Source organism: Pusillimonas sp. (assembly GCF_029263785.1).
Classification (GTDB): Bacteria; Pseudomonadota; Gammaproteobacteria; order Burkholderiales; family Burkholderiaceae_B; genus Pusillimonas.
Genome location: NZ_JAJUFE010000015.1, coordinates 1 through 22,774, shown reverse-complemented (window position 1 = coordinate 22,774; position 22,774 = coordinate 1). Strand labels below are relative to the sequence as shown.

At 57.6% G+C, this 22,774-nt stretch carries 21 protein-coding genes and 1 pseudogene; 14 read left to right on the top strand and 8 right to left on the bottom strand.

Annotated elements, in window-relative coordinates; genetic code table 11:
* Nucleotides 1-72 precede the first annotated feature (72 nt).
* On the top strand, nucleotides 73-1,275 hold the full coding sequence (gene codB / locus Q1J88_RS06130; protein WP_301116695.1) for a cytosine permease: 1,203 nt from the start codon (nucleotides 73-75) through the stop codon (nucleotides 1,273-1,275).
* On the opposite strand, the gene Q1J88_RS06125 is transcribed toward codB, so the two are convergent.
* On the bottom strand, nucleotides 1,251-3,179 hold the full coding sequence (locus tag Q1J88_RS06125; RefSeq protein WP_301116694.1) for a cytochrome c/FTR1 family iron permease: 1,929 nt from the start codon (nucleotides 3,177-3,179) through the stop codon (nucleotides 1,251-1,253). The two genes, codB and Q1J88_RS06125, sit on opposite strands and share 25 nt — an antisense overlap.
* A 143-nt stretch (nucleotides 3,180-3,322) precedes the next feature.
* On the opposite strand from Q1J88_RS06125, the pseudogene Q1J88_RS06120 reads away from it, so the two are divergent.
* Nucleotides 3,323-4,117: pseudogene (locus Q1J88_RS06120) on the top strand (NYN domain-containing protein); the annotation flags it as partial.
* Between the two features lie 152 nt (nucleotides 4,118-4,269).
* Here the strand turns inward: Q1J88_RS06120 and Q1J88_RS06115 are convergent.
* The 3 genes from Q1J88_RS06115 to Q1J88_RS06105 all read right to left on the bottom strand — a co-directional run bounded on the left by Q1J88_RS06115 (nucleotide 4,270) and on the right by Q1J88_RS06105 (nucleotide 5,775).
* Nucleotides 4,270-4,707 carry a nucleoside deaminase gene (locus Q1J88_RS06115; RefSeq protein WP_301116692.1) on the bottom strand — a complete coding sequence of 146 codons (438 nt, stop codon included), beginning with the start codon at nucleotides 4,705-4,707 and terminating at the stop codon, nucleotides 4,270-4,272.
* Between the two features lie 56 nt (nucleotides 4,708-4,763).
* On the bottom strand, nucleotides 4,764-5,294 hold the full coding sequence (locus tag Q1J88_RS06110; RefSeq protein WP_301116691.1) for a hypothetical protein: 531 nt from the start codon (nucleotides 5,292-5,294) through the stop codon (nucleotides 4,764-4,766).
* Nucleotides 5,295-5,397: 103 nt separating this feature from the next.
* On the bottom strand, nucleotides 5,398-5,775 hold the full coding sequence (locus Q1J88_RS06105; protein WP_301116690.1) for a hypothetical protein: 378 nt from the start codon (nucleotides 5,773-5,775) through the stop codon (nucleotides 5,398-5,400).
* Nucleotides 5,776-6,021: 246 nt separating this feature from the next.
* Here Q1J88_RS06105 and Q1J88_RS06100 point away from each other — a divergent pair, with 246 nt between their 5' ends.
* From Q1J88_RS06100 to mnhG, 11 genes are all read left to right on the top strand, one after another.
* Complete coding sequence (locus Q1J88_RS06100) at nucleotides 6,022-7,065, top strand: sulfate ABC transporter substrate-binding protein (protein WP_301116689.1); 1,044 nt, start codon at nucleotides 6,022-6,024, stop codon at nucleotides 7,063-7,065.
* A 137-nt stretch (nucleotides 7,066-7,202) separates the two neighbouring features.
* Complete coding sequence (gene cysT / locus Q1J88_RS06095) at nucleotides 7,203-8,066, top strand: sulfate ABC transporter permease subunit CysT (RefSeq protein ID WP_301116688.1); 864 nt, start codon at nucleotides 7,203-7,205, stop codon at nucleotides 8,064-8,066.
* 1 nt (nucleotide 8,067) lies between these two features.
* Nucleotides 8,068-8,970 carry a sulfate ABC transporter permease subunit CysW gene (gene cysW / locus Q1J88_RS06090; protein WP_301116687.1) on the top strand — a complete coding sequence of 301 codons (903 nt, stop codon included), beginning with the start codon at nucleotides 8,068-8,070 and terminating at the stop codon, nucleotides 8,968-8,970.
* Nucleotides 8,967-10,034 carry a sulfate ABC transporter ATP-binding protein gene (locus tag Q1J88_RS06085; RefSeq protein WP_301116686.1) on the top strand — a complete coding sequence of 356 codons (1,068 nt, stop codon included), beginning with the start codon at nucleotides 8,967-8,969 and terminating at the stop codon, nucleotides 10,032-10,034. Before cysW ends, Q1J88_RS06085 begins: the two co-directional genes overlap by 4 nt.
* A 53-nt stretch (nucleotides 10,035-10,087) precedes the next feature.
* Complete coding sequence (locus tag Q1J88_RS06080) at nucleotides 10,088-10,489, top strand: YbaN family protein (protein WP_301116685.1); 402 nt, start codon at nucleotides 10,088-10,090, stop codon at nucleotides 10,487-10,489.
* Between the two features lie 72 nt (nucleotides 10,490-10,561).
* Nucleotides 10,562-13,501 (top strand): monovalent cation/H+ antiporter subunit A, encoded by a 2,940-nt coding sequence (locus Q1J88_RS06075; RefSeq protein WP_301116684.1) that lies wholly within the window; start codon nucleotides 10,562-10,564, stop codon nucleotides 13,499-13,501.
* Nucleotides 13,501-13,845 carry a Na+/H+ antiporter subunit C gene (locus Q1J88_RS06070; RefSeq protein WP_301116683.1) on the top strand — a complete coding sequence of 115 codons (345 nt, stop codon included), beginning with the start codon at nucleotides 13,501-13,503 and terminating at the stop codon, nucleotides 13,843-13,845. The genes Q1J88_RS06075 and Q1J88_RS06070 overlap by 1 nt, the downstream gene beginning before the upstream one ends.
* Nucleotides 13,842-15,470: a monovalent cation/H+ antiporter subunit D gene (locus Q1J88_RS06065; RefSeq protein ID WP_301116682.1), complete on the top strand. Its 1,629-nt coding sequence runs from the start codon at nucleotides 13,842-13,844 to the stop codon at nucleotides 15,468-15,470. The genes Q1J88_RS06070 and Q1J88_RS06065 overlap by 4 nt, the downstream gene beginning before the upstream one ends.
* Entirely contained in the window at nucleotides 15,467-15,952 is a 486-nt protein-coding gene (locus Q1J88_RS06060) for a Na+/H+ antiporter subunit E (protein WP_301116681.1), read from the top strand. The genes Q1J88_RS06065 and Q1J88_RS06060 overlap by 4 nt, the downstream gene beginning before the upstream one ends.
* The gene (locus Q1J88_RS06055) at nucleotides 15,949-16,230 is read left to right on the top strand and encodes a K+/H+ antiporter subunit F (RefSeq protein ID WP_301116680.1); all 282 of its coding nucleotides are present in this window, start codon (nucleotides 15,949-15,951) and stop codon (nucleotides 16,228-16,230) included. The genes Q1J88_RS06060 and Q1J88_RS06055 overlap by 4 nt, the downstream gene beginning before the upstream one ends.
* Nucleotides 16,227-16,550: a monovalent cation/H(+) antiporter subunit G gene (gene mnhG, locus Q1J88_RS06050; protein WP_301116679.1), complete on the top strand. Its 324-nt coding sequence runs from the start codon at nucleotides 16,227-16,229 to the stop codon at nucleotides 16,548-16,550. The genes Q1J88_RS06055 and mnhG overlap by 4 nt, the downstream gene beginning before the upstream one ends.
* Here mnhG and Q1J88_RS06045 read toward each other — a convergent pair whose 3' ends face one another.
* Nucleotides 16,551-18,488 (bottom strand): TonB-dependent receptor, encoded by a 1,938-nt coding sequence (locus tag Q1J88_RS06045; protein ID WP_301116678.1) that lies wholly within the window; start codon nucleotides 18,486-18,488, stop codon nucleotides 16,551-16,553.
* Between the two features lie 388 nt (nucleotides 18,489-18,876).
* Here Q1J88_RS06045 and Q1J88_RS06040 point away from each other — a divergent pair, with 388 nt between their 5' ends.
* The gene (locus Q1J88_RS06040; protein WP_301116677.1) at nucleotides 18,877-19,371 is read left to right on the top strand and encodes a hypothetical protein; all 495 of its coding nucleotides are present in this window, start codon (nucleotides 18,877-18,879) and stop codon (nucleotides 19,369-19,371) included.
* A 60-nt stretch (nucleotides 19,372-19,431) separates the two neighbouring features.
* Here Q1J88_RS06040 and Q1J88_RS06035 read toward each other — a convergent pair whose 3' ends face one another.
* The 3 genes from Q1J88_RS06035 to Q1J88_RS06025 all read right to left on the bottom strand — a co-directional run.
* Nucleotides 19,432-21,327, bottom strand: coding sequence for a potassium transporter Kup (locus Q1J88_RS06035; RefSeq protein ID WP_301116676.1), 1,896 nt, complete (start codon nucleotides 21,325-21,327; stop codon nucleotides 19,432-19,434).
* Between the two features lie 95 nt (nucleotides 21,328-21,422).
* Nucleotides 21,423-22,478 (bottom strand): HAMP domain-containing sensor histidine kinase, encoded by a 1,056-nt coding sequence (locus Q1J88_RS06030; protein ID WP_301116718.1) that lies wholly within the window; start codon nucleotides 22,476-22,478, stop codon nucleotides 21,423-21,425.
* 64 nt (nucleotides 22,479-22,542) lie between these two features.
* Nucleotides 22,543-22,774, bottom strand: a 232-nt coding sequence (locus tag Q1J88_RS06025) for a helix-turn-helix domain-containing protein (protein WP_301116675.1), incomplete at its 5' end; no start/stop codon positions are given.

Below are 22,774 nucleotides of genomic sequence, written 5' to 3'. Positions count from 1 at the left end.
AACTTGCAGACGTAGCGATACACTATCGCGGCAAACGCGTATACCGCATGGCCAGGAACAAGAATCCATAGCATGAAAGACATCAACTTCAGCCGCGTACCAGTGCCTGCTTCCGCCCGCAAGACAGCCTGGTCATTAAGCGCCGTCATGCTTGGACTCACCTTCTTCTCGGCCAGCATGTGGGCCGGTGGCACACTGGGTGCCGGGCTTTCCTTCAGCGAATTTTTCCTTGCCGTGGCGGCGGGAAACCTCTTGCTGGGTGTCTATACCGCTACGCTGGGATACATAGGCTCCCGCACAGGTCTTTCAACCCACCTGCTTGCCCACTACTCTTTTGGAACCAAAGGCTCGTGGTTGCCCTCGTTTCTGTTGGGCGCAACGCAAATAGGCTGGTTCGGAGTCGGGGTAGCCATGTTCGCGATTCCCGTGTCCAAGGCCACCGGCTGGGATACGTCCCTGCTTATTGCCCTATCGGGTGCCTTGATGACCGCCACGGTTTACTTTGGCATTGCCGGTTTGACGGCGCTTTCCGTGATCGCCGTACCAGCCATCGCTTTGCTCGGCAGCTATTCGGTCTGGCTGGCCATAGAACACGCCGGGGGTTTCAGGGCACTCAGTCAGACCGTCTCCGCTCAGCCCATGCCCATGGAGACCGCCATTGCGCTGGTGGTGGGCTCATTCATCAGCGCCGGCACCCTGACGGCGGACTTCGTGCGCTTCGGCAAAAGCCCGCGCCAGGCTGTTGTCGTATGTTTGATTGCCTTCTTTGCCGGCAACTCATTGATGTTCATATTCGGCGCAGCCGGAGCAGCAGCAACCGGACTTGCGGACATCAGTGATGTCATGCTCCTGCAAGGCCTGATCTGGCCGGCGGTGATTGTGCTGGGGCTGAACATCTGGACGACCAACGATAACGCGCTCTATGCATCGGGTCTTGCCCTGTCCAACATCACCGGGCTTGCGAGCCGGGCCCTGTCCATCGTGAACGGCCTGGCCGGAACTGCAATGGCCATGTGGCTGTACCACAACTTTGTAGGCTGGCTGACTTTTCTATCCGCCGCCATTCCACCAGTCGGGGGCGTGATCATTGCTGACTACCTCTTGCGGCGCCGTCGGTATGCCGAGTACCCGGGCAAGGCAGCGGTAGTGATCAATGTACCGGCCTTTGTTGCCGTGGTGGCCGGATTGGCCTGCGGCCACCTTCTTCCAGGAATTGTGCCGGTCAACGCCGTCCTGGGTGCGATGGCCACTTATGCGTTCCTGTTGCGACGCTGAAGGGCCGCGCCGATCGCCAGCACCAGCAGCACCGCGATCTGGGCACCCAGGGTTTGGGCGGTTGGGTATACACCAAGCAGATCGATGTGTGGTGCGTTGACTGGTCGTACATTGATCCAGCCGGCCTCCTGAAGGGCCGAGACCCCCTTGCCTGCAAGCACAACGGCAAGCAAACCCACTGCGACGGAAGTAAGGGCGAAGAACTTGCCGATTGGCATGCGGGCACTCGTTCGCAGGAGCAACCAGGCGATGAAGGTCAACAGCAATACTGCACTTGACAATCCCGCCATCAAGGCAGGTTCATTACCGTCGGTTGATAGCGCCGAATAGAACAATATGGTCTCGAACACTTCGCGGTAGACGGCAACAAAAGTCAGTACAAACAAGCCCCACGCCGACCGGCGTCGGGCAGCGGCGGATACCTTCCCTTCCAGGTACATCTGCCACCGGCCTGCGGCGCTTTTCTGATGCATCCACAGGCCGACTCCAAGGAGCACGAAGGCGGCGAACAAAGCGCCCAATCCCTCGGTCAGTTCTCGGCTCGCTCCACTGATCGTTACCAGATGAGTTGCCGCCAGCCAGGTCAGGCCCCCGGCGGCGAGGGCGGATAACCATCCACCGTGTACCGCCCTCAATGCTCCAGGGCGATCTGCCTTTTTCAGGAAGGCGACGATACCCACGACGATCAACAAGGCTTCCAGCCCCTCACGCAACAAAATGGTCAACGCCCCGAAGTAAGTCGTGAGCGAAGACGCTCTGGACTCACCCAGCTCGGCATCAACCTGAACCAGCAGTGCGTCGAGCCCCGCGGCCACTGATTGTGCCTTGGAAAGATCGCGTGCTCCGACCGCGGCGCGATACTGCAACATCGCCTCTTCTACCTGATCGAGCAGTTTCTGGTTTCGAGTTGCCAGCATCGGCTCGTTCGGCTCGAACCCGTCCAGGTAGGCCGACAGTGCCAGACTGGATGCTGCCTTCTGGTCGCCCGCTTGCATTGCCCGAAGACTGTCGCCAAGGCGTCGCCTTGCCAGGGAGGTACCAGAAGAGTCAGCGGTGGCTGTAGCCGCAGGCTCGTAGCGCAGGAATGCCGTCAGATCCCGGGCAGCATCAGCACCGAAGGTAGATGCGGCCTCGGACTGGCTTACTGTCGCAACTACTGTCAAATCCTCGTAGAACGACCGCGCTTTGGGTTCGGAGGACCAGATTTCACGCCCTCTTTCACGCGCGGAGTCGTTGTAGGCCATGCCTCCGACTAAGAATGCCAGTGCCCAACGCTCGTCATCGGACATATTTTCGAAGGCCGGCATGGATGTTCCTTCAACCCCTTGTGTGATCACCTGATAAAGAGCAAGCACACTGCGGGACGACGCGCGCTCGGCATCCGTGAACGCAATCGGGGCAGGGTCAAGACCCTTCGCTGCCACACCATCGCCAGCCCCACCTGCGCCATGACACGATGCACAGTGTTCTACATAAAGTCGACCTCCCAAGGCGAGGTCGGGTGTTGTTGCAGGAGCCAGCGGCATCGGATACGCTTCGAGCACAGCGGCGGCTGCCTGTTGTGCCAGCAAAGCGACCTGCTCCTTCGATTCTTTTGCGCGTACCGCTTCGGTCAACTGCCTGATCAACTGGGCAATACGAGTGCTGGAGGCGTGGCCAGGCAGAATTTGAAGTTGCACCGCAGCTGCCTGGGTGAACTCCAGCATTTCGGCGTATTCGCTTTCGTTGATAATCTGGCCGTTTGCAATGGCCTCGCCGTAATCCACTGCTATGTAATCCAGCAGTTGCCACAGCCGGCGCGCATCACCGTTAGCGGATTGAGCGTGAGCCGTGGCCCCCGCAGCGAATATCATCAGACACGCAACGACACGCGCCACCCTGCAAACAAGCTCCACAACAGTCATGATGCTCCAGCAAACATTGAACAAGTCTTATTTCGGTGCACTATACGCTTGCGAACTAACGAGCGGCTGAACGACGCATCCCGTATAAAGCGCTATCATGGCGTCATTCCAGACCGACCATCGCCAAGCCGGGGGCAGACTGTATGGCTCACAATAATGAAAGCGCCAGCATGGCGCTATTTTGCGACTTTGAAAACGTTGCGCTCGGTGTCCGTGACGCACAATATGAAAAGTTCGATATACAGCTGGTCCTTGAACGCCTGCTGCTCAAAGGCAACATCGTGGTCAAAAAAGCCTATTGCGACTGGGATCGCTACAAAAGCTTCAAATCGTCCATGCACGAGGCCAGTTTCGAACTCATCGAAATTCCCCATGTGCGTCAATCAGGCAAGAACTCAGCCGACATCCGGCTTGTCGTCGACGCACTGGATTTGTGCTACACCAAGGCGCACGTCGATACTTTTGTGATTATCAGTGGCGACTCCGATTTTTCGCCGCTTGTTTCCAAGCTTCGCGAAAATGCCAAACAGGTCATCGGTGTAGGCGTCAAGCGTTCAACCTCTGATCTGCTTATCGCCAACTGCGACGAATTCATTTTTTACGACGACCTGGTCCGACAGACGCGTGCCACGATTAAGCCGTCGCTTGTGCCGTCCGAAAGCACGGCTGCCAAAAATGCCGAAGTGCACGAAGATGCACAGCAAGCCAAACGAGCCGAAGCAATTGCCATCGTTGTCGACACGTTTGAAGCGCTTTTATCCGAGCGAGGTGATACCGAGAAAATCTGGGCCTCAACCCTGAAGCAGGCCATCAAGCGCAGAAGGCCCGACTTCAACGAGTCGTATTACGGGTTCAAGGCCTTTGGCAGCGTCCTGGACGAAGCTCAGGCGCAGGGCCTGCTCGATGTGGGTCGTGACGAGAAGTCAGGTACCTACGTTTCAAAACCCGTTGCAACCACAACGTCCGGCCGTTCTGCCAAACGTACGAAAGCATCCGCGACCGGCTCCTCGCGCAACAAGGCTTCAAAGAAAAGCGCCGCGAAAAAAGCTTCTTCTGCGTAAAAAAGAATATTGCGAAGAAGCGTTCGCCATCACACGCCGATATCCTCATTCCACAATTCGGGTTTATTGCGGATGAAATCCCGCATCATGGCAATGCATTCCTCGTCCTGCAGGACTTCCACCTCAACGCCGCGTTCGCGCAACAGGGCCTCGTCTCCCAAAAAGGTCTGGTTTTCACCTATGACTACCTTTGGAATGCCGTACAGGAGAATGGCACCCGTACACATCGAACACGGAGACAAGGTGGTGTACAGAACCGACTCCCGATACACGGCCGCCGCCTGCCGTCCGGCGTTTTCAAACGCATCCATCTCGCCGTGAAGTATGGCGCTTCCTTTTTGAACCCGTCTGTTGTGGCCACGCCCCAATATCCGGCCCTGATGAACAATCACCGAGCCGATTGGTATGCCTCCTTCAGTCAAACCCAGACGCGCTTCTTGTATGGCTGCCTGTAGAAATGGATCCATGCTGTGCCTCCGCGCCCAATCCGGCCTGAGGCAGTGTCCCGGCTGGCAGCGGCGATTCAGACTGTCCTGACGACGTCGGCCTCGGATTCCAGAAGCGCCTTCATCAGAAGCTCACACTGCCTGGGATCGCGGGGATGCAATACCAAGGACCACTTGCCCTGCTCGGCCGCCTTGCGGACCTTTAGAATGACGACCTGGTGGTCGGGGCGCGCAGTAACAAGGCCACCAAGCATCATGCCCAGTATGGTAGCAAAACTGATGATGACTGCAGCACTGACAACTGGCGACGCCACGATATAGGTGATGGGTAGAAAGTACAGCACTAGCCACAGCATGACGCCTGCCAACAAACCCACGGCCCCCAGAATCAGGTGTGCCCGAATACCCGTTCGCGCAATGCCCTGGGTTTCGGGTTCGAGCTTTCGCGCGAAGCCTTTTTCGTGCGGCGCGATAAGCATCCATTGATTCGCCTTGATGCCCGCGATCGCTTCCAGCGAATCAGCCATCGACGCCGCCGCCTCTCGTGTGTCGTAGATCGCTGCGATTTTTGTGGTGGCCCGCTCGCCAAACAATGCTTGCCAGGACATGGTCACTCCTCTGAATGAAGAAGGTGCAACCGGATCCCAGCAAAGATTATGCCCGTGCCTCAAGTAATGGGCACGGGTAATGAGCACGGAAAGCCGAATAGCCCTAGCCGGCCGTGTACATGGCTTTGCCGTCTATCAGGCGCAACCACCCCTTGGCTACGCGGTAGATGCTCCAGACAAAGGCAACCGCAAGTACCAGGTAGCCGACCAGAACCGCAATCAGAAGGGCGCCGATAATGCCCCACAAAAGCGAATACCAGAACGTGCGGATCTGCCAGCGAAAATGGGACTCGAGCCAGGTTCCTCGCGCATCACCAATCTTGATATGGGCGATGATGACTCCGATCAGGGCGGTAATACCCACAAAATACCCGATGGCCTGCAGGGCATACACCACCACAGCCACGGTCTTGAGAGAATCGGGCGGCCGCCCGGCTTGAGAATCAACGGCTGTTGGAGTCGGTGTCAGGTTGTCGTTCATTTTGTGTTCCAGTTGTGAGAGGGGCGCCGCGTCCTGCTATGAATATGCGGCAAATCACCGCAAGGCGTAATGCTAACAAGCGGCAGGTTCGCGGACAACTTGGTTGAGTACTTTGCCACGCAGGGGCGGCAATTTACGGGCTATATGCCATTACAGTCTTTGCAAGTGAGAAAGCATTCGTTCACTTTGCTCCACGGCACCTCTACTCTGATGACTCGTCCAACTGCAACCGCTTATCGAGTCATCATGCAAAACCATCGTTCGCACGCCTTCCGCGTTTCTGTTTTCTTTCGTCGCGTTTTCCAGGTGGCAGCATTGGCTGCCGTTACTTCCGGCATCTCGCATGCCGCCAATATCTCTCTGATGAATGTCTCGTACGATCCGACGCGCGAGCTATATCAGGAGTACAACGAGGCGTTTTCCAGCTACTGGAAAGAAAAGACCGGTGACACCGTCAAGGTCAGGCAATCACACGGCGGGTCGGGCAAACAGGCCAGAACAGTCATTGACGGCATTGCCGCCGATGTCGTGACGCTGGCCCTTGCACCGGACATCGACGCGATCGCCAAGCGTGGCCTGATAGCCGAAGACTGGCAGTCGCGTTTTGAACACAACAGCGCTCCATACACTTCTACCATCGTGTTCCTCGTCCGAAAAGGGAATCCCAAGAAGATCTCGAACTGGGAAGACCTGCTCAAGGACGACGTCTCTGTCATCACCCCGAATCCAAAGACTTCGGGTGGTGCCCGCTGGAATTATCTGGCGGCCTGGGGCTACGCGCTGAAGAAAGCAAACGGCGACGAGGCGGCCGCCCGAGAATTCATAGGACAACTGTTCAAGCGGGTGCCCGTCCTGGATTCCGGCGCGCGCGGGTCGACCATTACATTCGTCGAACGCGGAATTGGCGACGTGTTGCTGGCCTGGGAGAACGAGGCACTGCTCGCCCTGAACGAGCTCGGCCCGGACAAGGTCGAGATTGTCGTACCGCCAGTAAGCATTCTTGCAGAGCCGCCAGTTTCTGTGGTGGACAAGAACGTAGAACGCAACGGCACCCGGGAAGTCGCTACAGCCTATCTTCAATACCTCTACAGCGATGTGGGTCAAGACATTGCAGGAAAAAATTACTTTCGCCCCATTTCGGAAAAAATCCGGAAGAAATATTCCAGCCAGTTTCCGGCGATTGAACTGTTTACCATCAACGACGTAGCCGGAAACTGGACCGATGCACAGGCCAAACACTTTGGCGACGGTGGCGTATTCGATCAAATCTACGCCCCGGGCAGCAAATAAATAAATGCCTGACCTTCCCTGCGCATCAGACCCGTTATGCCTGACAGGTCTATGCACATGCAAAGTAAATCGTTCCGTCCCGGACGCGACGGTGTAACCATAAGCGGCGTCGCGTCCTAATTGTTCCGTTCCCACCCATGCAGATTGCCTTACCGTTTTCCATGCAACGCCGAAGCTCCGGTCGCGTACTGCCAGGCTTCGGAATAACAGCCGGCTTCACCCTGTTTTATCTGTGCCTGATTGTGCTGATTCCCCTGTCGGCGATCTTCATCAACACCTTCTCCATGACCTGGGAGGAGTTCGTCCGCGCCGCCACCAGCGACCGGGTCATGGCCTCGTATCGACTGAGTTTCGGCGCATCCCTGATCGCAGCGGCGATCAACGTTGTCTTTGGCACGCTGGTCGCCTGGGTACTCGAGCGCTACGACTTCACGGGCAAAAAGCTAATCGACGCGCTGGTGGATTTGCCATTTGCCCTGCCCACTGCCGTGGCCGGGATCGCGCTGACGGCCCTGTATGCACCGAACGGCTGGATTGGTTCCTATCTGGATGCAGTCGGCCTGAAGGTTGCGTTCACGCCATTGGGCATCATTGTTGCCATGACGTTCATTGGCCTGCCCTTTGTCGTTCGCACCGTCCAGCCCGTTTTGGCCGAAGCCGACCGGGAGTTTGAAGAAGCTGCAGCCAGCCTGGGAGCCAATCGGTTCCAGGTTTTCCTCCGAGTCATCTTTCCAGCCATTCTGCCCGCCCTGCTGACCGGATTTGCACTGGCTTTTGCGCGGGCCTCGGGGGAGTACGGATCAGTGATCTTCATCGCCGGCAACATGCCGATGATCTCGGAAATCACTCCTTTGCTGATTGTCACGCAATTGGAGCAATACGATTACGCGGGAGCCACTGCGATAGCCATGGTGATGCTGCTTACATCATTTGTTCTGTTATTGGCCATCAACCTGCTGCAAGCCTGGACCCGGCGTCGCGGCCTGTCGTCGAGGAACTGACATGAGCAGCACACACACCCTCCCAAGCCTCGCCGCCATTACTTCGCCAAGCACACCCGCCCCTTCAGTACTGGACGAGCCCGCGTGGGTTCGCCGTGCACTCATCGCATCCGCCCTTTTCTTCCTGGCCCTGTTTCTTCTTATGCCGCTGGCTGCGGTGTTTGTCGAAGCCTTGCGCAAAGGCTGGTCGGCGTACGCGGCAGCCGTTACCGAACCCGATGCCCTGTCGGCAATCAGGCTCACCTTACTTACTGCCGCCATCGCCGTTCCACTAAACCTGGTGTTCGGCGTGTGCGCTGCCTGGCTCATCGCCAAATTCGAGTTTCGGGGCAAGAGCGTTCTGATCACCCTGATCGACCTGCCCTTTTCTGTATCACCGGTAATTTCCGGCCTGATCTTCGTTCTGCTTTTTGGGGCACAGGGCTGGTTTGGTACCTGGCTGCTCGAACACGACATTCGCATACTGTTTGCCGTACCAGGCATTGTGCTGGCCACGGTGTTTGTCACTTTTCCGTTCATCGCACGCGAACTGATTCCATTGATGGAGTCCCAAGGTTCAGACGAAGAAGAAGCGGCAATTGTGCTGGGTGCCTCAGGCTGGCAAACCTTCTGGCACGTCACCTTGCCCAACATCAAATGGGGACTTCTGTACGGCGTGATTCTGTGTAATGCACGTGCCATGGGCGAATTTGGTGCGGTATCGGTGGTATCGGGCCATATCCGGGGCGAAACCAACACCATGCCGTTGCACGTCGAGATTCTATACAACGAATATAACTTTTCGGCCGCGTTCGCCGTCGCCTCCCTGCTTGCCTTGCTCGCTCTGGCGACGCTGGCGCTCAAGTCCTACATCGAATGGCGCGACAAGTGCACTGCACGCCAATTACAGGAGGCTCTTTCATGAGCATCGAAGTTCGAAATATCAATAAACGCTTTGGCGAATTTGTGGCACTTGATGATGTGTCGCTTAACTTCCCGCAGGGTGCCCTCACGGCGCTGCTGGGTCCATCTGGCTGCGGCAAAACTACCTTGCTGCGCATTATCGCCGGCTTGGCCCAGGCCGACAGCGGCCAGGTCCTGCTCGATGGAAATGACGCGTCACATCAGCACGTTCGACAACGCCAGGTCGGTTTTGTGTTCCAGCACTACGCCCTGTTCCGCCATATGTCGGTTTTCGACAATATTGCATTCGGCCTGCGAATCAAACCGCGCAATCAGCGCCCCTCGGCGACAGAAATCCGTGATCGCGTGCATCATTTGCTGAAGTTGGTCCAGCTTGACTGGTTGGCCGATCAATCACCATCAAACCTGTCGGGCGGACAGCGTCAGCGCATAGCGCTGGCACGCGCCCTGGCTGTCGAACCACGGGTGCTCTTGCTGGATGAGCCCTTTGGAGCGCTGGACGCAAAAGTGCGTAAAGATCTGCGGCGATGGCTGCGGCGCCTGCATGACGAACTTCATGTCACCAGTATTTTTGTCACTCACGATCAGGAAGAGGCCCTCGAAGTCGCGGACCAGGTCGTGGTCATCAACAAGGGACGGGTCGAACAGACGGGTTCTCCGACCGAAGTCTATGAGAATCCCGCCACGCCGTTTGTTTACGGTTTCCTGGGAGATGTAAACCTGTTCACCGGCCGCGTCAATCAGGGCGTGCTGCATGCGGGCGGGGCCACGCTTGAGGCGCCGCAATTCAGTGATGTAAACGATCTGCCCGGCGTTGGGTACGTGCGCCCGCACGAAATCGATGTGCTGCCCTATCGCCCTGGCGCCGAAGGGATTGTGGCCCGCCTTCTGCACGTGACGGCAATCGGTCCACTTGCACAACTGGAGTTCCAGCGCGAAGACGACGACCATTTATTGCACGCCCTGGTGCCCGCCGACGTCTATCGCAAGCTGGCACCCCGTCCGGGCGACCGGCTCTTGCTGGCACCACGTCGGCTGGATGTCTTTCTGGAGCAGGCTGCCTGACAGTTCATGCCCGAGCGTTGGCGGTATGATCGACATAACAACGGTTTTCGGGCATGAAAATATTCTTCAACACCGTCGGGTTCATCGCATTGGCGCTGGGCGTCGTTGGCATGGTTCTTCCACTCTTGCCGACGACGCCCTTCCTGCTGCTGGCGGCAGCATGCTTCATGCGGGGCTCGGACCGGATGTACCACTGGATGACACACAACCCTGTCTTTGGCCGATACCTGCTCGACTACCAGCGCCATAAGGGCGTTACGCTGCGCGTCAAGATTCTTGCCATAAGCCTGATGTGGGGGTCCTTACTTTATACGATGTACCTGTTGCCGGCCCTATGGTGGCCAATTGGCATCATCGGAGTTGGTGTCAGCCTGTATCTGATCTTCCGGCTCAAGACCATTCCTGGCGCACCCCGAAACGAAACTCGGCACATCGATGAAAACGGCCGTGGATAAGGGCCTGGAAAAATATCGTATCATTAGAGCGGTCTTTCTTCGTCACGTCTCTTCTTATCCGCCGCATACCGAATGTCGTTGATTCTGATCCTCATATTGCCGTTCATTGGCAGCCTGATCGCCGTCGCGCTGCCATCAAACGCGCGCAATATTGAGGCTTGGCTTTCAGGGATCATTGCCCTGAGTTGTGCAGTTTTAACGGCATTGCAGTACCCGGTAGTTGCTCAAGGCGAAGTCATCCAGTACTCCACCGCCTGGATACCCGGCGCACTGTCCATAGACTTCAATCTGCGCATGGACGGATACGCATGGCTGTTCAGCATGCTGATCGCCCTGATGGGCGCGCTTATTGTCCTGTACGCGCGCTACTACCTGTCTCCACAAGACCCGGTTCCACGCTTCTTCTCGTTTTTTCTGCTTTTCATGGGCTCGATGCTCGGCGTGGTTTTGTCGGGCAACCTGGTCCAGCTGGTCATCTTCTGGGAACTCACCAGCCTGACCTCCTTCATGCTTATCGCATACTGGAACCATCGTCTGGATGCCAGGCGCGGGGCGCGCATGTCACTGACCATAACCGGAGGAGGCGGGCTGTGCCTGCTGGCCGGAGTGCTGATGCTGGGCCATGTCGTAGGAAGCTACGATCTCGATATTGTGCTGGCGTCGGGCGACCTGGTGCGCGAGCACCCCTGGTACACCACCATTCTGGTCCTGATCGCCCTGGGAACGCTGACCAAGAGCGCGCAGTTCCCATTCCATTTCTGGCTGCCCAACGCCATGGCAGCGCCAACGCCGGTCTCTGCGTACCTGCACTCGGCCACCATGGTCAAGGCCGGCGTATTTTTGCTTGCCCGGTTCTGGCCCGTACTGGCCGGCACCGACGAATGGTTTTACATCATTGGCGGCGCCGGACTGTGCACTCTGGTGCTGGGCGCCTACGCAGCGATTTTCCAGCAAGACATGAAGGGGGTGCTGGCATACTCCACCATCAGCCATCTGGGGCTCATCACGCTCCTGCTGGGCCTGAACAGCACTCTCGGGCTCGTAGCCGCCATCTTCCACATGATGAACCATGCCACCTTCAAGGCATCGCTGTTCATGGCGGCAGGTATTGTCGATCACGAAACAGGTACCCGCGACATGGGGCGCCTATCGGGGCTGCGAAAGGCGATGCCGATCACTGCCACGTTGGCCGTGGTGTCGGCGGCCTCAATGGCGGGGGTGCCTTTGCTGAACGGTTTTTTGTCCAAGGAAATGTTCTTTGCCGAAACGGTTCTGACCGGCCACGGGCCCATCATTGAATCGGGACTTCCGCTAATGGCGGTTGCGGCAAGTACTTTCAGCGTCACGTATTCGCTTCGTTTTGTATTGCAGGTATTTTTTGGACCGCCTGCAACCGACCTTCCTCGCGCTCCACACGAGCCGCCCTTCTGGATGCTGGTTCCAAGCGGCCTTCTGGTCCTGACCTGTCTGGTTGTGGGCATATTGCCCAAGTTCACGCTTGGCCCCTTGCTGGAGTCGGCCGCCTTTTCAATTTTGGGCGATGCCACCCCTCACTACGACCTGAAGATCTGGCACGGCTTCAATCTGCCCCTGGTCATGAGCTTGACGGCATTGGCCGGTGGCATTCTGTTGCTGCACCTGCTGCGTCACCAGAATCACGTTCGTCCCGGAGTCGCTCCTTTCATCTACCGATTTGATGGACGCCGCAGCTTCGAACTGTTCATGGAAGGCGTTGACGCCCTGTCAGCGTCTTTGCTCAATCGCCTGTACTCCTCCGGTTTACAACGCCAATTGCTGATCGTCACGGTAGCCACCTTCGTGGTGGCACTGCTTCCCTTAACACGTGGGGGCTGGTTTACCTTCAGCTTGGGCACACCTGTCAATTTCTTCTTCCTGACCTTGTGGCTGGCCGGAGCCGCCTGTGCAATCGGTGCCGCACGTCAGGCCAAATTCCACCGTCTTGCCACGCTGGCCCTGTCCGGAGGTGCCGGGCTGGCTACGGCACTGACCTTTGCCTGGTTTTCGGCACCCGACCTGGCTCTTACTCAACTGGCTGTTGAAGTCGTCACGGTCGTACTGATTCTCCTGGGCCTGCGTTGGCTGCCGCCCCGAATCGAGGCCACTGACGCCAGCGCCCCACTGAATGCCCGAACCATCACCCGACGGTCCCGCGACCTGGTCGTAGCCATTCTGGCCGGCGCGGGCATGTCTGTCCTTGCATACGCGGTACTCACTCGCCCCGCGGGTGAAGGAATTGCCGAGTTCTTCTTGCGTAACGCCCTGCCCGAAGGTCATGGATCCAATGTAGTCAATGTGATCCTGGTCGACTTCAGGGGTTTTGATACTCTGGGCGAAATAACCGTGTTGGGCATTGTGGCGCTTACGGTTTATGCGCTGCTGCGTCGCTTCCGGCCACCACCAGAAAGCGTCAAGGACGGACCATTGCGTCGTCAACAAGGTGCCAACAATCCTTCGCTGAACCAGCAAGAGCCAGAGCCCGATCCAGAAGCGGATCTGCCTCGCGGCAATATGCAGGCGCCGGCCGTCCTGGCCCGACTGTTGCTTCCGATCGCGGTGATGGTGTCGCTCTTTTTCCTGCTGCGTGGCCACAACCTTCCGGGCGGCGGATTTGTCGGTGGCCTGATCATGGCAATGGCCATCATTCTGCAATACATCGTGGGTGGCGTGGTGTGGGTCGAATCGCGGCAAAGCATCCGGCCGCAAAAGTGGATTGCCCTCGGGTTGATCCTTGCGGGCACTGCCGCCGTATCCGCCTGGGTCGTTGCGCGTCCCTTCCTGTCTGCCCTGGTGTGGGATATTCCCGTGCCGGTCGTCGGTACCCTGCATCTGTCGAGCGTGCTCTTCTTCGATCTGGGCGTATATATGCTGGTTGTTGGCGCGACGGTACTTATCCTGGTGGCACTGGCTCACCAGTCGCTGCGCTTTCGCCGGAAAACGCCGCCGGCTGAGGCAATTCCTGCTGCAACATACTCAAACTCCGGAGCAAGTTAGTGGAGATCATTCTGGCTCTAGGCATTGGCGTGTTGACGGGATCGGGTGTCTGGCTGATTCTTCGGCCCCGCACGTTCCAGGTCATTATCGGCCTCTCATTATTGGCCTACGCGGTCAACCTGTTCATTTTTTCGATGGGGCGCCTGCGCGTCAGCGCGGCCCCTGTAATCGACAAGGCGGGGGACATCGATCCTTCCCTGTACACCGACCCTGTACCTCAGGCCCTTGTACTCACCGCCATCGTAATCGGCTTCGCCACCACAGCGCTGTTTTTGGTGGTACTTCTGGCGTCGCGTGGCTTTGCCGGCAATGACCACGTCGATGGGCGGGAGGCCGACCTGTGAACGGTTGGCTGCAACATCTGCCCATACTGCCCATCGCGGTCCCGCTGATGGCAGGTGCCCTGTTGGTGCTGCTGAAGGAATCGCGTCGCAAGACACGGCTCACCCTGTCATTCGCGTCGGTGCTGCTACAGATCTTTGTCGCCTATCAGATATTGCAACTGACAAAGGGGCAAATGCCCGACCTGTGGCCACAGAACATTGCCGTATACCTGGTCGGCGACTGGCCCGCTCCGTTTGGCATTGTGCTGGTCGCCGACAGGCTGTCGGCAGTCATGCTTCTTCTGACATCAATTCTGGCATTGGCAGCCCTTACCTACTCCACCGCACGGTGGGAAAAAGCCGGGGTGCATTTCCTGCCGTTGTTCCAGTTACTACTGATGGGCTTGAACGGCGCATTTGTCACGGGCGATCTCTTCAACCTGTTTGTGTTCTTCGAAGTCATGCTCTGCGCCTCGTACGGTCTCATGTTGCATGGCTCCGGTGAACTGCGCGTGACTGCCGGGCTGCATTACATCGCCACCAATCTGGTCGCTTCGTTCCTGCTCCTGATCGGCATAGCGTTAATTTACGGAGTCACCGGCACCCTGAACATGGCCGATCTGGCCATACGTGCGGGAGATCTATCCGGTGGCGACCGCCGCCTGTTCGAAACAGCCGCGGCGATATTGGGCGTCGCATTCCTCATCAAGGCAGCGGCCTGGCCCCTGAACTTCTGGCTTCCCAATGCCTATGGAAATGCCTGCGCACCCGTGGCTGCAGTCTTCTCCATCATGACCAAGGTCGGCATCTACGCGTTGTTGCGGCTGGGCTCGCTGTTGCTGCCTACCGGCGCTCCAGCTGCCTTCGGCGGGGAATGGATGTTTCCGGTAGGCGTAGCAACACTGGTGTTTGGATCAATCGGCATGCTGGCCACGCAACAGACAGAAAGAATGATCGGGTATTGCGTCATCATGTCGTCGGGAACTTTGCTGGCAGCGCTTGGCATGCCCGGCGTCACGCTGACTGCGCCAGCCCTGTTCTATCTTCTGACATCAGTGCTGGCAATGGGTGCGTTCTATCTGCTTATCGAAATGATCGAGCGCACCAGAACCTTCGGAGCCGACGTTCTGGCGGTCAGTATGGAAGCATTCGATCTTGACGACCCGGAGTCTCCTGACCGCTCTGATGACGTGGTGGGTGTGGCCATTCCAGCCGCGTTGGCTTTCCTGGGCATGGCATTCTTTTGCTGCGCACTATTGGTGGCAGGCCTGCCCCCGTTACCGGGGTTCGTCGCCAAGTTCTCGATGTTGTCGGCAGCACTGCAAACCTCCATTACCGACACCCCTTCGGCAGCCGCGTGGACGCTGGTTGCTACCGTACTGCTGTCGGGGTTTGCGGGCATCATTGCACTGACTCGCGCCGGCATCCGGCTTTTCTGGAGTTCGGACATCGTGGTGCCCAGGCTGCGCGTCAGCGAGGCGGGCTCTGTGGGCATCCTTCTGCTCTCGTGCATTGCGCTTGCCATCTGGGCCGGCCCGGTGATGGACTTTCTTGAAGATACTGCCTTGCTGCTCGATCGCCCGACTGCCTATATCGATGCAGTCATGACGTCACAGACCATTCGGCAACTAGGAGGGACGCCATGAAGAACGTACTTTACTGGCTGCTTCTGCCCGCCGTTCTGCTGATCATCTGGTTGCTGCTGAACAATTCGGTGTCGCCCGGTCACCTTGTTATGGGGACCATTCTTGCCTTGCTGCTGGCTTGGGCAGCCATGGCGCTGCGCCCTGTACGGTCGCGCCCCAAACATCCGCTGTTGATCCTGAAGTTGATGTGGCGCGTTGCCTGCGACATCACCGTTTCCAACTTTGCGGTAGCGCGACTGATTATCCTGGGTCCCGATTCTCACACGCCTGGGTTCATGAAGATTCCGCTGACCATGCGCGACCCGCATGCGCGAGCCGCGCTCGCCTGCATCATCACCTACACACCAGGTACCGTCTGGTCGGGTTTCTCGGAAGAAACCAATACCATGACGCTGCACGTGCTTGACCTCAAGGACGAAAGCCAATGGATCGACACCGTGCAGAATCGCTATGAGAGCCTGTTGATGGAGATTTTCGAATGACAACCATTTTGTATTGGGCAGGCACCTACGCCCTGTGTTGCTTCGCCATCGCCCTCGGGTTTGCCACTTTCCAGTTATTGCGGGGACCCACGCCTCAAGACCGGGTACTTGCGCTCGATACCATGTATATCAACGGCATGCTGATTATTTTGGTGCTGGGTGTGCAGTACCAGGTAGGGCTCTACTTCGATATCGCCGTCATCATCAGTATTTTCGGCTTTATCAGTTCTACGGCCATGGCCAAGTTCTTGCTGCGCGGAGAGGTAATCGAACCATGAACGACCTGCCCCTTTGGGTAACCATTCCCGGCACTCTGCTTTTGCTGCTAAGCGGCACCATCACGCTGATCGGCTCGGCAGGCTTGCTGCGTTTTCGCCGTTTCTACTCGCGCATGCACGCGGTGACCCTGGGCAACACGATGGGCGTGTGCTGCGTAGTGCTTACCAGCGTATTGGTGGCGTCGACCCTGGCAGAGCGACCGGTGCTTCACGAACTGCTGATCGTCATGTTCCTGGTAATTGTTTCGCCAGTTACCGCAATTTTGCTGATGCAGGCTGCACTTCGTCGTGATGCGCGACGGCCGGTTTCTGAAGACTGATCAGAACTCAACCCTGACACCGGCCATCACGCTGCGTCCACGAACCGGCGCCTCGCGGGAAATGAACGAAACGTGGTTATAACCCAGCCGGTTCAACAGGTTTGTTCCGTTCAGGTAGAACACATAATCCGTGTCTGCCAGCTTCCCGCGATACGACACCCCGGCACCAAGCAAGCCGTAGCCTGCCGAGTCTTCTTCGAAACTGGCTACACGTTTCTGACGCAATACCTGGACAAATTCAACAAAACCTGCCCAGCTATCGCGATCGTACTGAACCCTGGCACCCAGCCGCGCGGCGGGAATGCGCGGCAGATTCCCCGCGCCACCCTTCAGCCTGCCACGCACATAATCTCCGAAAACCGTTGCAACTGTTGACCCGGTAAGGCGATACGAAACCTCTGCTTCAAGTCCGTTGAACAGGGAGTCTTGTTGTGTATATTCAATCAAGCGAAAACCGTCGTGCTGGTCCAGGGTATTGCCGTAGATGTAGTTGTTTATGCGGCTAAGGTACAGGTTCACGGCAAACTGCAGGTCCCCTTCTGTCCGTTTGATACCGAAGTCGAAAGTGGTCGCGCTTTCTTTATCCAGATTGGGGTTGCCCACTTCGTAGGTCAGCGTTGCCAGGTGCAAGCCTCTCGCGTAGAGCTCCTGTGCGTCGGGCATGCGATGGGAGCGGGTAATTGAAGCCGACGCAGAATACCCTGGCGTGAAGTTCCAGACAGCGCCCGCCGAGAAGGACAGCGTCCGACCGCTGTACGATGGAAGCTCGCGGGAGTCGGGCGTGACCCGCTGCCAGTCGTGTCGCGCACCGAACTCGAATCGCCAGTCGTTCAACACATAGTTTTCAAGCAGAAAAACACCCCCTGTCTGCGTTCGCGACCTCGGAACAAAACTCTCTGAGCCTCCGGACGACGCAAAGTCAAATTGCGCTGCCTGCATTCCAACGATGCCATTCCAATCTCCAATTGGCTCGTGGGCAAGTTCCAGACGCCCGTCGAAGCCCCTGTTGGTGAAAGTCGTACCTGGTACTCCATCTTCCCTTTCTTCGTGCCGATAATTGGTATGGCCACCCCGGAATTTCAAGCTCGTGAAGCCCGGAAAAGGGTCGTATAGCTCGCCGCGGACATCGACCCGGTCACTACGCACATGGGCCGTGGGGGTATGGTCGGCATGGCCGTGCTCATCATCGTCGTGATCGTGAAGATCATGATCGTGCGCTCCGCAATGCAGGGCGGGGCCATGAGGATGGCAATCTTCATATTCATGACTGTGACCTGGCAAGCCGTAAACATCCTGGCGGTAGGTATACGCCGCTCCGAGAAAGCCACGACTGCCCACCCAGGACACTCCGACACTTCCACTGGTACTTTCTGCATTGGAGTTGGGGACCCGCCTTTCCGTCCAATGAGGTACCCGGTAGTCATCGGCTCTTCGCCGAGCGCCCTCGACACGCAGGGCGACCGCGCCTTCGCCTGCCGAAATCCCTATTGCGCCGGAACGTTCGCGCGCAGCCGTCTCGGCCGACATCTCGATTGAGCCCTCAACGCCTCCGACCGGTATCTCAGTGGGAATCTTGCTGTCGAGTACATTGACCACGCCCGCGATGGCGCCGCCACCATAAAGCAAGGCGGAAGGACCACGCAGGATTTCGATTTCCCGGGCAAGACCGGTGTCTGCGGTGATCACGTGATCGGGAGAAACCATGGACGCATCCAGAATTTCAGAACCATCGCTCAATACTTTGACGCGGGGTGCAGTTTGACCCCGGATCACTGGCCGACTTGCCCCTCCCCCAAAGGAATCAGAATGGACACCGGGTTCACCCTCGAGCATGTCACCAAGTGTTCCCCGCCGCTTCAGAATCATCTTTTCACCTGTCAGGACAGTTGCGGGAGGTGTCAGGCGGTCGTCTTCCCAAGCCGAAGAATCAGGTGACACAACAATCGGCCTCAAACTGGTTACCACTGACTCGATTGACTCACCTTCTTGTGCATATGAAACTGGAAGGCATGTACTGAGAAGAGCGATGGCAAAGGGCTGGAGAACGGGCCGCATGGTGTTCCTAAAGTCGATTGGAGTTTTTTCATTAATGCAATGTTATAACATAACATTTTGATCGTAGACTAACCGCCCTTTTGTCTGGCAGCTGGCCGCGCCCAGATTCTTGACTATTTTTTGACGGCACGACGCTTGCTGCTTGCGCCAAGCAAGCACCGTTTTCGTGCCAAACATTTAGTTACAGAGACACGAAAGCATTCTTATATACTGACTGCCAGCAACCCGTTTTCAGTCATAGTGGCTGAGTTAGTCTAAGAAGGAGTTCACAATGAAACATCGTTCAGCAACACCGGGTCGGCACATTCTGGCCATTTGCGCACTTGGCGCCAGCCTGGTTTCCATGGGCGCTCTTGCTGCAAATGGTTCCGGAGCCATAAGCGATTTCGAAGCCAAGTATCGCCAGGACATCGAACGCTGCAACGCCGGTCAGACTAACCAGGACATCGAGACCTGCAAACGCGAGGCCGGGGCTGCTTTGCAAGAGGCCCGGCGTCAACGCCTGATTTCTGACCGCGAGCAGTCGGCACAAGCCAACGCCACGGCCCGCTGCCAGGCCCTGCCTGCCGGTGCACGCGAAGACTGCATGGCACAAATGACCGAATCTGCCACCACGACCATTCAGGGTAGCGTGGCCGGAGGCGGCATCCTTCGCACCACTACCATTACTATCCCGGGTTCGACCGAGACCCAGACCAATATCATCACGCCCACAACGGTTGACCCTGCTGTCAGCAATCTTCCCAGGGCTGGAACCGTGCAGTAAGCCTTGCAGCCTTGCAGCTGAATTCAGGTATCGCCGCCCTCTGTCGAGGGCGGTATTTTTTTAGAGCTCGATCTGCATGCCCATTTCCACTACCCGATTGGGCGGAATCTTGAAAAACCGCGTGCTACGGGCGGCATTGCGTGTCATGAAGGCAAAAAGCGTTCGCCGCCAGCGAAGGTAAAACGGCAAGCGGCGCACGACAATAATGGTCTGACGCGACAAATAGTACGAGGTCTGCATCGGATCCAGATTGAGCTCGGGATGCTCTTGCGCAATTTGCTCAAGCAGTTGCGGAACATTGGGCTCCTGCTTGAACCCCCACTTTGCCACCACCTGCCAGGTACTGCGCCCAAGCCGGTCGATGCGATATCGCTCGTCAAAAGAGACGAAGGGCTCATCCGAGCTGGTAACCGTGAGGAACACGACTTGTTCGTGCAGCACCTTGTTGTGTTTCAAATTGTGCATGAACGCCGGTGGGACGGTATCGACCAGCACGCTCATGAACACTGCAGTACCCGCAACTGTTACCGGAGGATGTTCCTCCAGGCTCTCGATGAATTCATGCAGCGACGGTTGACCGCCCGCCAGGGAGTCGTGCAAATGCTGGCGACCCAGCTTCCAGGTAATCATCAAGGTAAACAGGCACGTGGCCAGAAGCAATGGAATCCACCCTCCGGCGAAAGTCTTGAGCACATTGGACGAGAACAGCAGCACGTCAAAACTCAACAGCACCACAAGCAAGGCCAGCAACAGCATTTTTCTTGTGCCAGCGGAGCGGTCAGGCAACACCCTGAATGCCAGCAACGACGTCATGAGCATGGTGCCGGTGACAGCGAAACCATAGGCTCCCGCAAGAGCCTGTGAAGTACCGGCACCCACAACCAGTGCCAGCACCACAATACACATGGCGATATTGACTCTGGGCAGATAGATTTGCCCTTCTTCTTCGGCTGAGGTATGAAGAATAGTCATGCGCGGCCAGAATCCTAATTGGATCGCCTGTCGCGTCACCGAGAAGCTTCCCGTAATCACCGCCTGAGACGCGATTACGGTTGCCATGGTGGCCAGAACGACCAGGGGCCACAGACCCCATTCAGGAGCCAGATGAAAAAAGGGATTGCGGGCAGCTGCCGGATGAGCCAGCAACAGGGCACCCTGCCCAAAGTAGCACAACAACAGCGATGGCAGCACAACGCCGAACCAGGCCCGACGTATGGCGCTGCGCCCGAAATGGCCCATGTCCGCATAAAGGGTTTCCGCGCCGGTAAGGGCCAGCACCAGCGCACCCAGCAAAATAAAGGTCGTCCAGGGGGCAGTCCAGGCAAAAGATATGGCCCACATCGGGTTGAGCGCCCACAGAATTTCGGGCGACTGCGCAATGCGCCAAGCGCCCAGCGCACCCAGAACCATGAACCACAACAACATGATCGGGCCGAACAGGCGACCCATGGTGCCTGTACCCTTGGATTGAACAGTGAACAAGGCGATGATCAGGATAATCGCTATGGGAACAATCCATGGGTCCAGCGTATGCGACACCACGCCAATGCCCTCGACGGCCGACAGCACGGAAATTGCCGGTGTGATGACGCTATCACCGTAGAAAAGGCAGGCGCCCGTCAGCCCAAGAATTACCACTACCCAACGGCGGCGGCCGCTCAATCCTCGAGCGGCAAGCTCCATAAGGGCCAATGTTCCGCCCTCCCCCCGATTATCCGCCCTAAGCATGAGTGTCACGTACTTCAGTGACACCACCAGCATCAGCATCCAGAACAGAAGTGAGAGCAGGCCCAGAATGTGTTCGGGCAGGGCCTCCGGCATATGAGACAGCGCGGCCCGCACCGTATACAAGGGACTGGTTCCGATATCTCCGTACACGACACCCAGTGCGCCTATGGTCAGGCCTGAGGCCGGGTGTAGTTCGGCCACCTTGCGCTCGGCTGGTAGCGTGCTCATGAACTAAGTCCTGAAGCGCTGCACGGCGCACCCCGCGCAGCGAGAACTCTCGATTGGCTCCATTTCATGCTTGGTCTTGCCCAGAGGATATTGGATTATTGTCGATTCAGATGAGTACCCATTCGCGGGCCCGGAAAAACAATGCTGACGCGCGTTCCATCAATTTGAGGAGTACTGGTCAGACTCCACCAGGCACCGTGTGCCTGGGCTATCTCGCGCACGATAGCCAGCCCCAGGCCCGATCCTGGTGCATCGGAATCAGGTGAACGATAGAACGCATCAAAGACCCGCTCCTGGTGTGCCGGATCGATACCCCGGCCATCATCCTCGACCACGAGGGCGGGAGGTGTTGCGTTGACCTGCAGGCGGATGTTCTGGACATGTCCGCCGTACCGCAGGGCGTTATCAATCAGATTACCCAATAGTTCTGTCAGCAGCAGTGGGTCCGCATCTATCCATACCGCCTCTTCAGGCGCGCGCAGCTGCAGTCGGACATGCTGGCGACGGGCCTGGGGCACCCATTCTGCACCTGTATTGCGCACCCAGTCCGCCAGATCCAGGCGCTGGAACGAATCTTGTGGACGAGTCGAGGCGTCGGCCCTGGCAAGGACCAGCAACTGTTCGCCCAGCCGTATCATGCGATCAGTGACTGACTTGATCCGCTCTGCACGCAAGCGCACGTCTTGGGGAAGCTCGTTGGCCAACATCAGTTCACACTCCAGCTTCAAGCCGCTCAAAGGCGTACGCAACTGGTGTGCCGCATGCCCGATAAAGCGCTTTTGGGCCTTGACGGACTGATCCAGGCGTTGAAGCAGATCGTTGATGCGCGCAACAACCGGAACAATTTCACTGGACAGACCCGTAGCGTCCAGAGGCTGAAGGTCGTCCAGGTCCCGCTCTTTGATGTCGTCGGCAAGCCGGTTGATGGACCGCAGACTGGAACGCACTCCCGACACCAATACCCAGGCTACCAAAAACACAAGCAGGATCTGGCTGAGAAGCATCAGCCAGAAAATGTCGCGCAGCAGCCAGGATTCCAGATGAATCTTGGTTGTCACCAGCCAGGTCACCGCCAGGTCAACAGCGACCAGCACCAGAACCGGAGGAAGCAGACGAAAAATAAGATGACGGGCCAGTGAGCCGCGTGGCATCAGCCGCAGCAGCCGCGCGCTTAACGTATCCGGCGAAGCAGAGCCGTCGCGTTGAGAGTGCTGGTTATGAGACTTCGTCGACATCAAGCAGATAACCGAAACCGCGGACGGTCTGGATCGACGCACCAGTACCTTCCAGGCGCTTGCGTAGCCGGTACACGTAGACCTCGACCGCGTTCTCGCTGAAATCGGCGTCCCAGGCCGACAGCGAATTGACGATCTGGCGCTTGGTGACAACCCGCCCGACACGACCCATCAGCATCTCCAGCACCGAAAGTTCACGCACGGAAAGAGCA

What these genes read in the sequence shown, in the direction of transcription:
- codB (WP_301116695.1), top strand. Translation starts at nt 73, where the DNA reads ATGAAAGACATCAACTTCAGCCGCGTACCAGTGCCTGCTTCCGCCCGC.
- Q1J88_RS06125 (WP_301116694.1), bottom strand. Translation starts at nt 3,179, where the DNA reads ATGACTGTTGTGGAGCTTGTTTGCAGGGTGGCGCGTGTCGTTGCGTGT.
- Q1J88_RS06115 (WP_301116692.1), bottom strand. Translation starts at nt 4,707, where the DNA reads ATGGATCCATTTCTACAGGCAGCCATACAAGAAGCGCGTCTGGGTTTG.
- Q1J88_RS06110 (WP_301116691.1), bottom strand. Translation starts at nt 5,294, where the DNA reads ATGTCCTGGCAAGCATTGTTTGGCGAGCGGGCCACCACAAAAATCGCA.
- Q1J88_RS06105 (WP_301116690.1), bottom strand. Translation starts at nt 5,775, where the DNA reads ATGAACGACAACCTGACACCGACTCCAACAGCCGTTGATTCTCAAGCC.
- Q1J88_RS06100 (WP_301116689.1), top strand. Translation starts at nt 6,022, where the DNA reads ATGCAAAACCATCGTTCGCACGCCTTCCGCGTTTCTGTTTTCTTTCGT.
- cysT (WP_301116688.1), top strand. Translation starts at nt 7,203, where the DNA reads ATGCAGATTGCCTTACCGTTTTCCATGCAACGCCGAAGCTCCGGTCGC.
- cysW (WP_301116687.1), top strand. Translation starts at nt 8,068, where the DNA reads ATGAGCAGCACACACACCCTCCCAAGCCTCGCCGCCATTACTTCGCCA.
- Q1J88_RS06085 (WP_301116686.1), top strand. Translation starts at nt 8,967, where the DNA reads ATGAGCATCGAAGTTCGAAATATCAATAAACGCTTTGGCGAATTTGTG.
- Q1J88_RS06080 (WP_301116685.1), top strand. Translation starts at nt 10,088, where the DNA reads ATGAAAATATTCTTCAACACCGTCGGGTTCATCGCATTGGCGCTGGGC.
- Q1J88_RS06075 (WP_301116684.1), top strand. Translation starts at nt 10,562, where the DNA reads ATGTCGTTGATTCTGATCCTCATATTGCCGTTCATTGGCAGCCTGATC.
- Q1J88_RS06060 (WP_301116681.1), top strand. Translation starts at nt 15,467, where the DNA reads ATGAAGAACGTACTTTACTGGCTGCTTCTGCCCGCCGTTCTGCTGATC.
- Q1J88_RS06055 (WP_301116680.1), top strand. Translation starts at nt 15,949, where the DNA reads ATGACAACCATTTTGTATTGGGCAGGCACCTACGCCCTGTGTTGCTTC.
- mnhG (WP_301116679.1), top strand. Translation starts at nt 16,227, where the DNA reads ATGAACGACCTGCCCCTTTGGGTAACCATTCCCGGCACTCTGCTTTTG.
- Q1J88_RS06040 (WP_301116677.1), top strand. Translation starts at nt 18,877, where the DNA reads ATGAAACATCGTTCAGCAACACCGGGTCGGCACATTCTGGCCATTTGC.
- Q1J88_RS06035 (WP_301116676.1), bottom strand. Translation starts at nt 21,327, where the DNA reads ATGAGCACGCTACCAGCCGAGCGCAAGGTGGCCGAACTACACCCGGCC.
- Q1J88_RS06030 (WP_301116718.1), bottom strand. Translation starts at nt 22,478, where the DNA reads ATGCCACGCGGCTCACTGGCCCGTCATCTTATTTTTCGTCTGCTTCCT.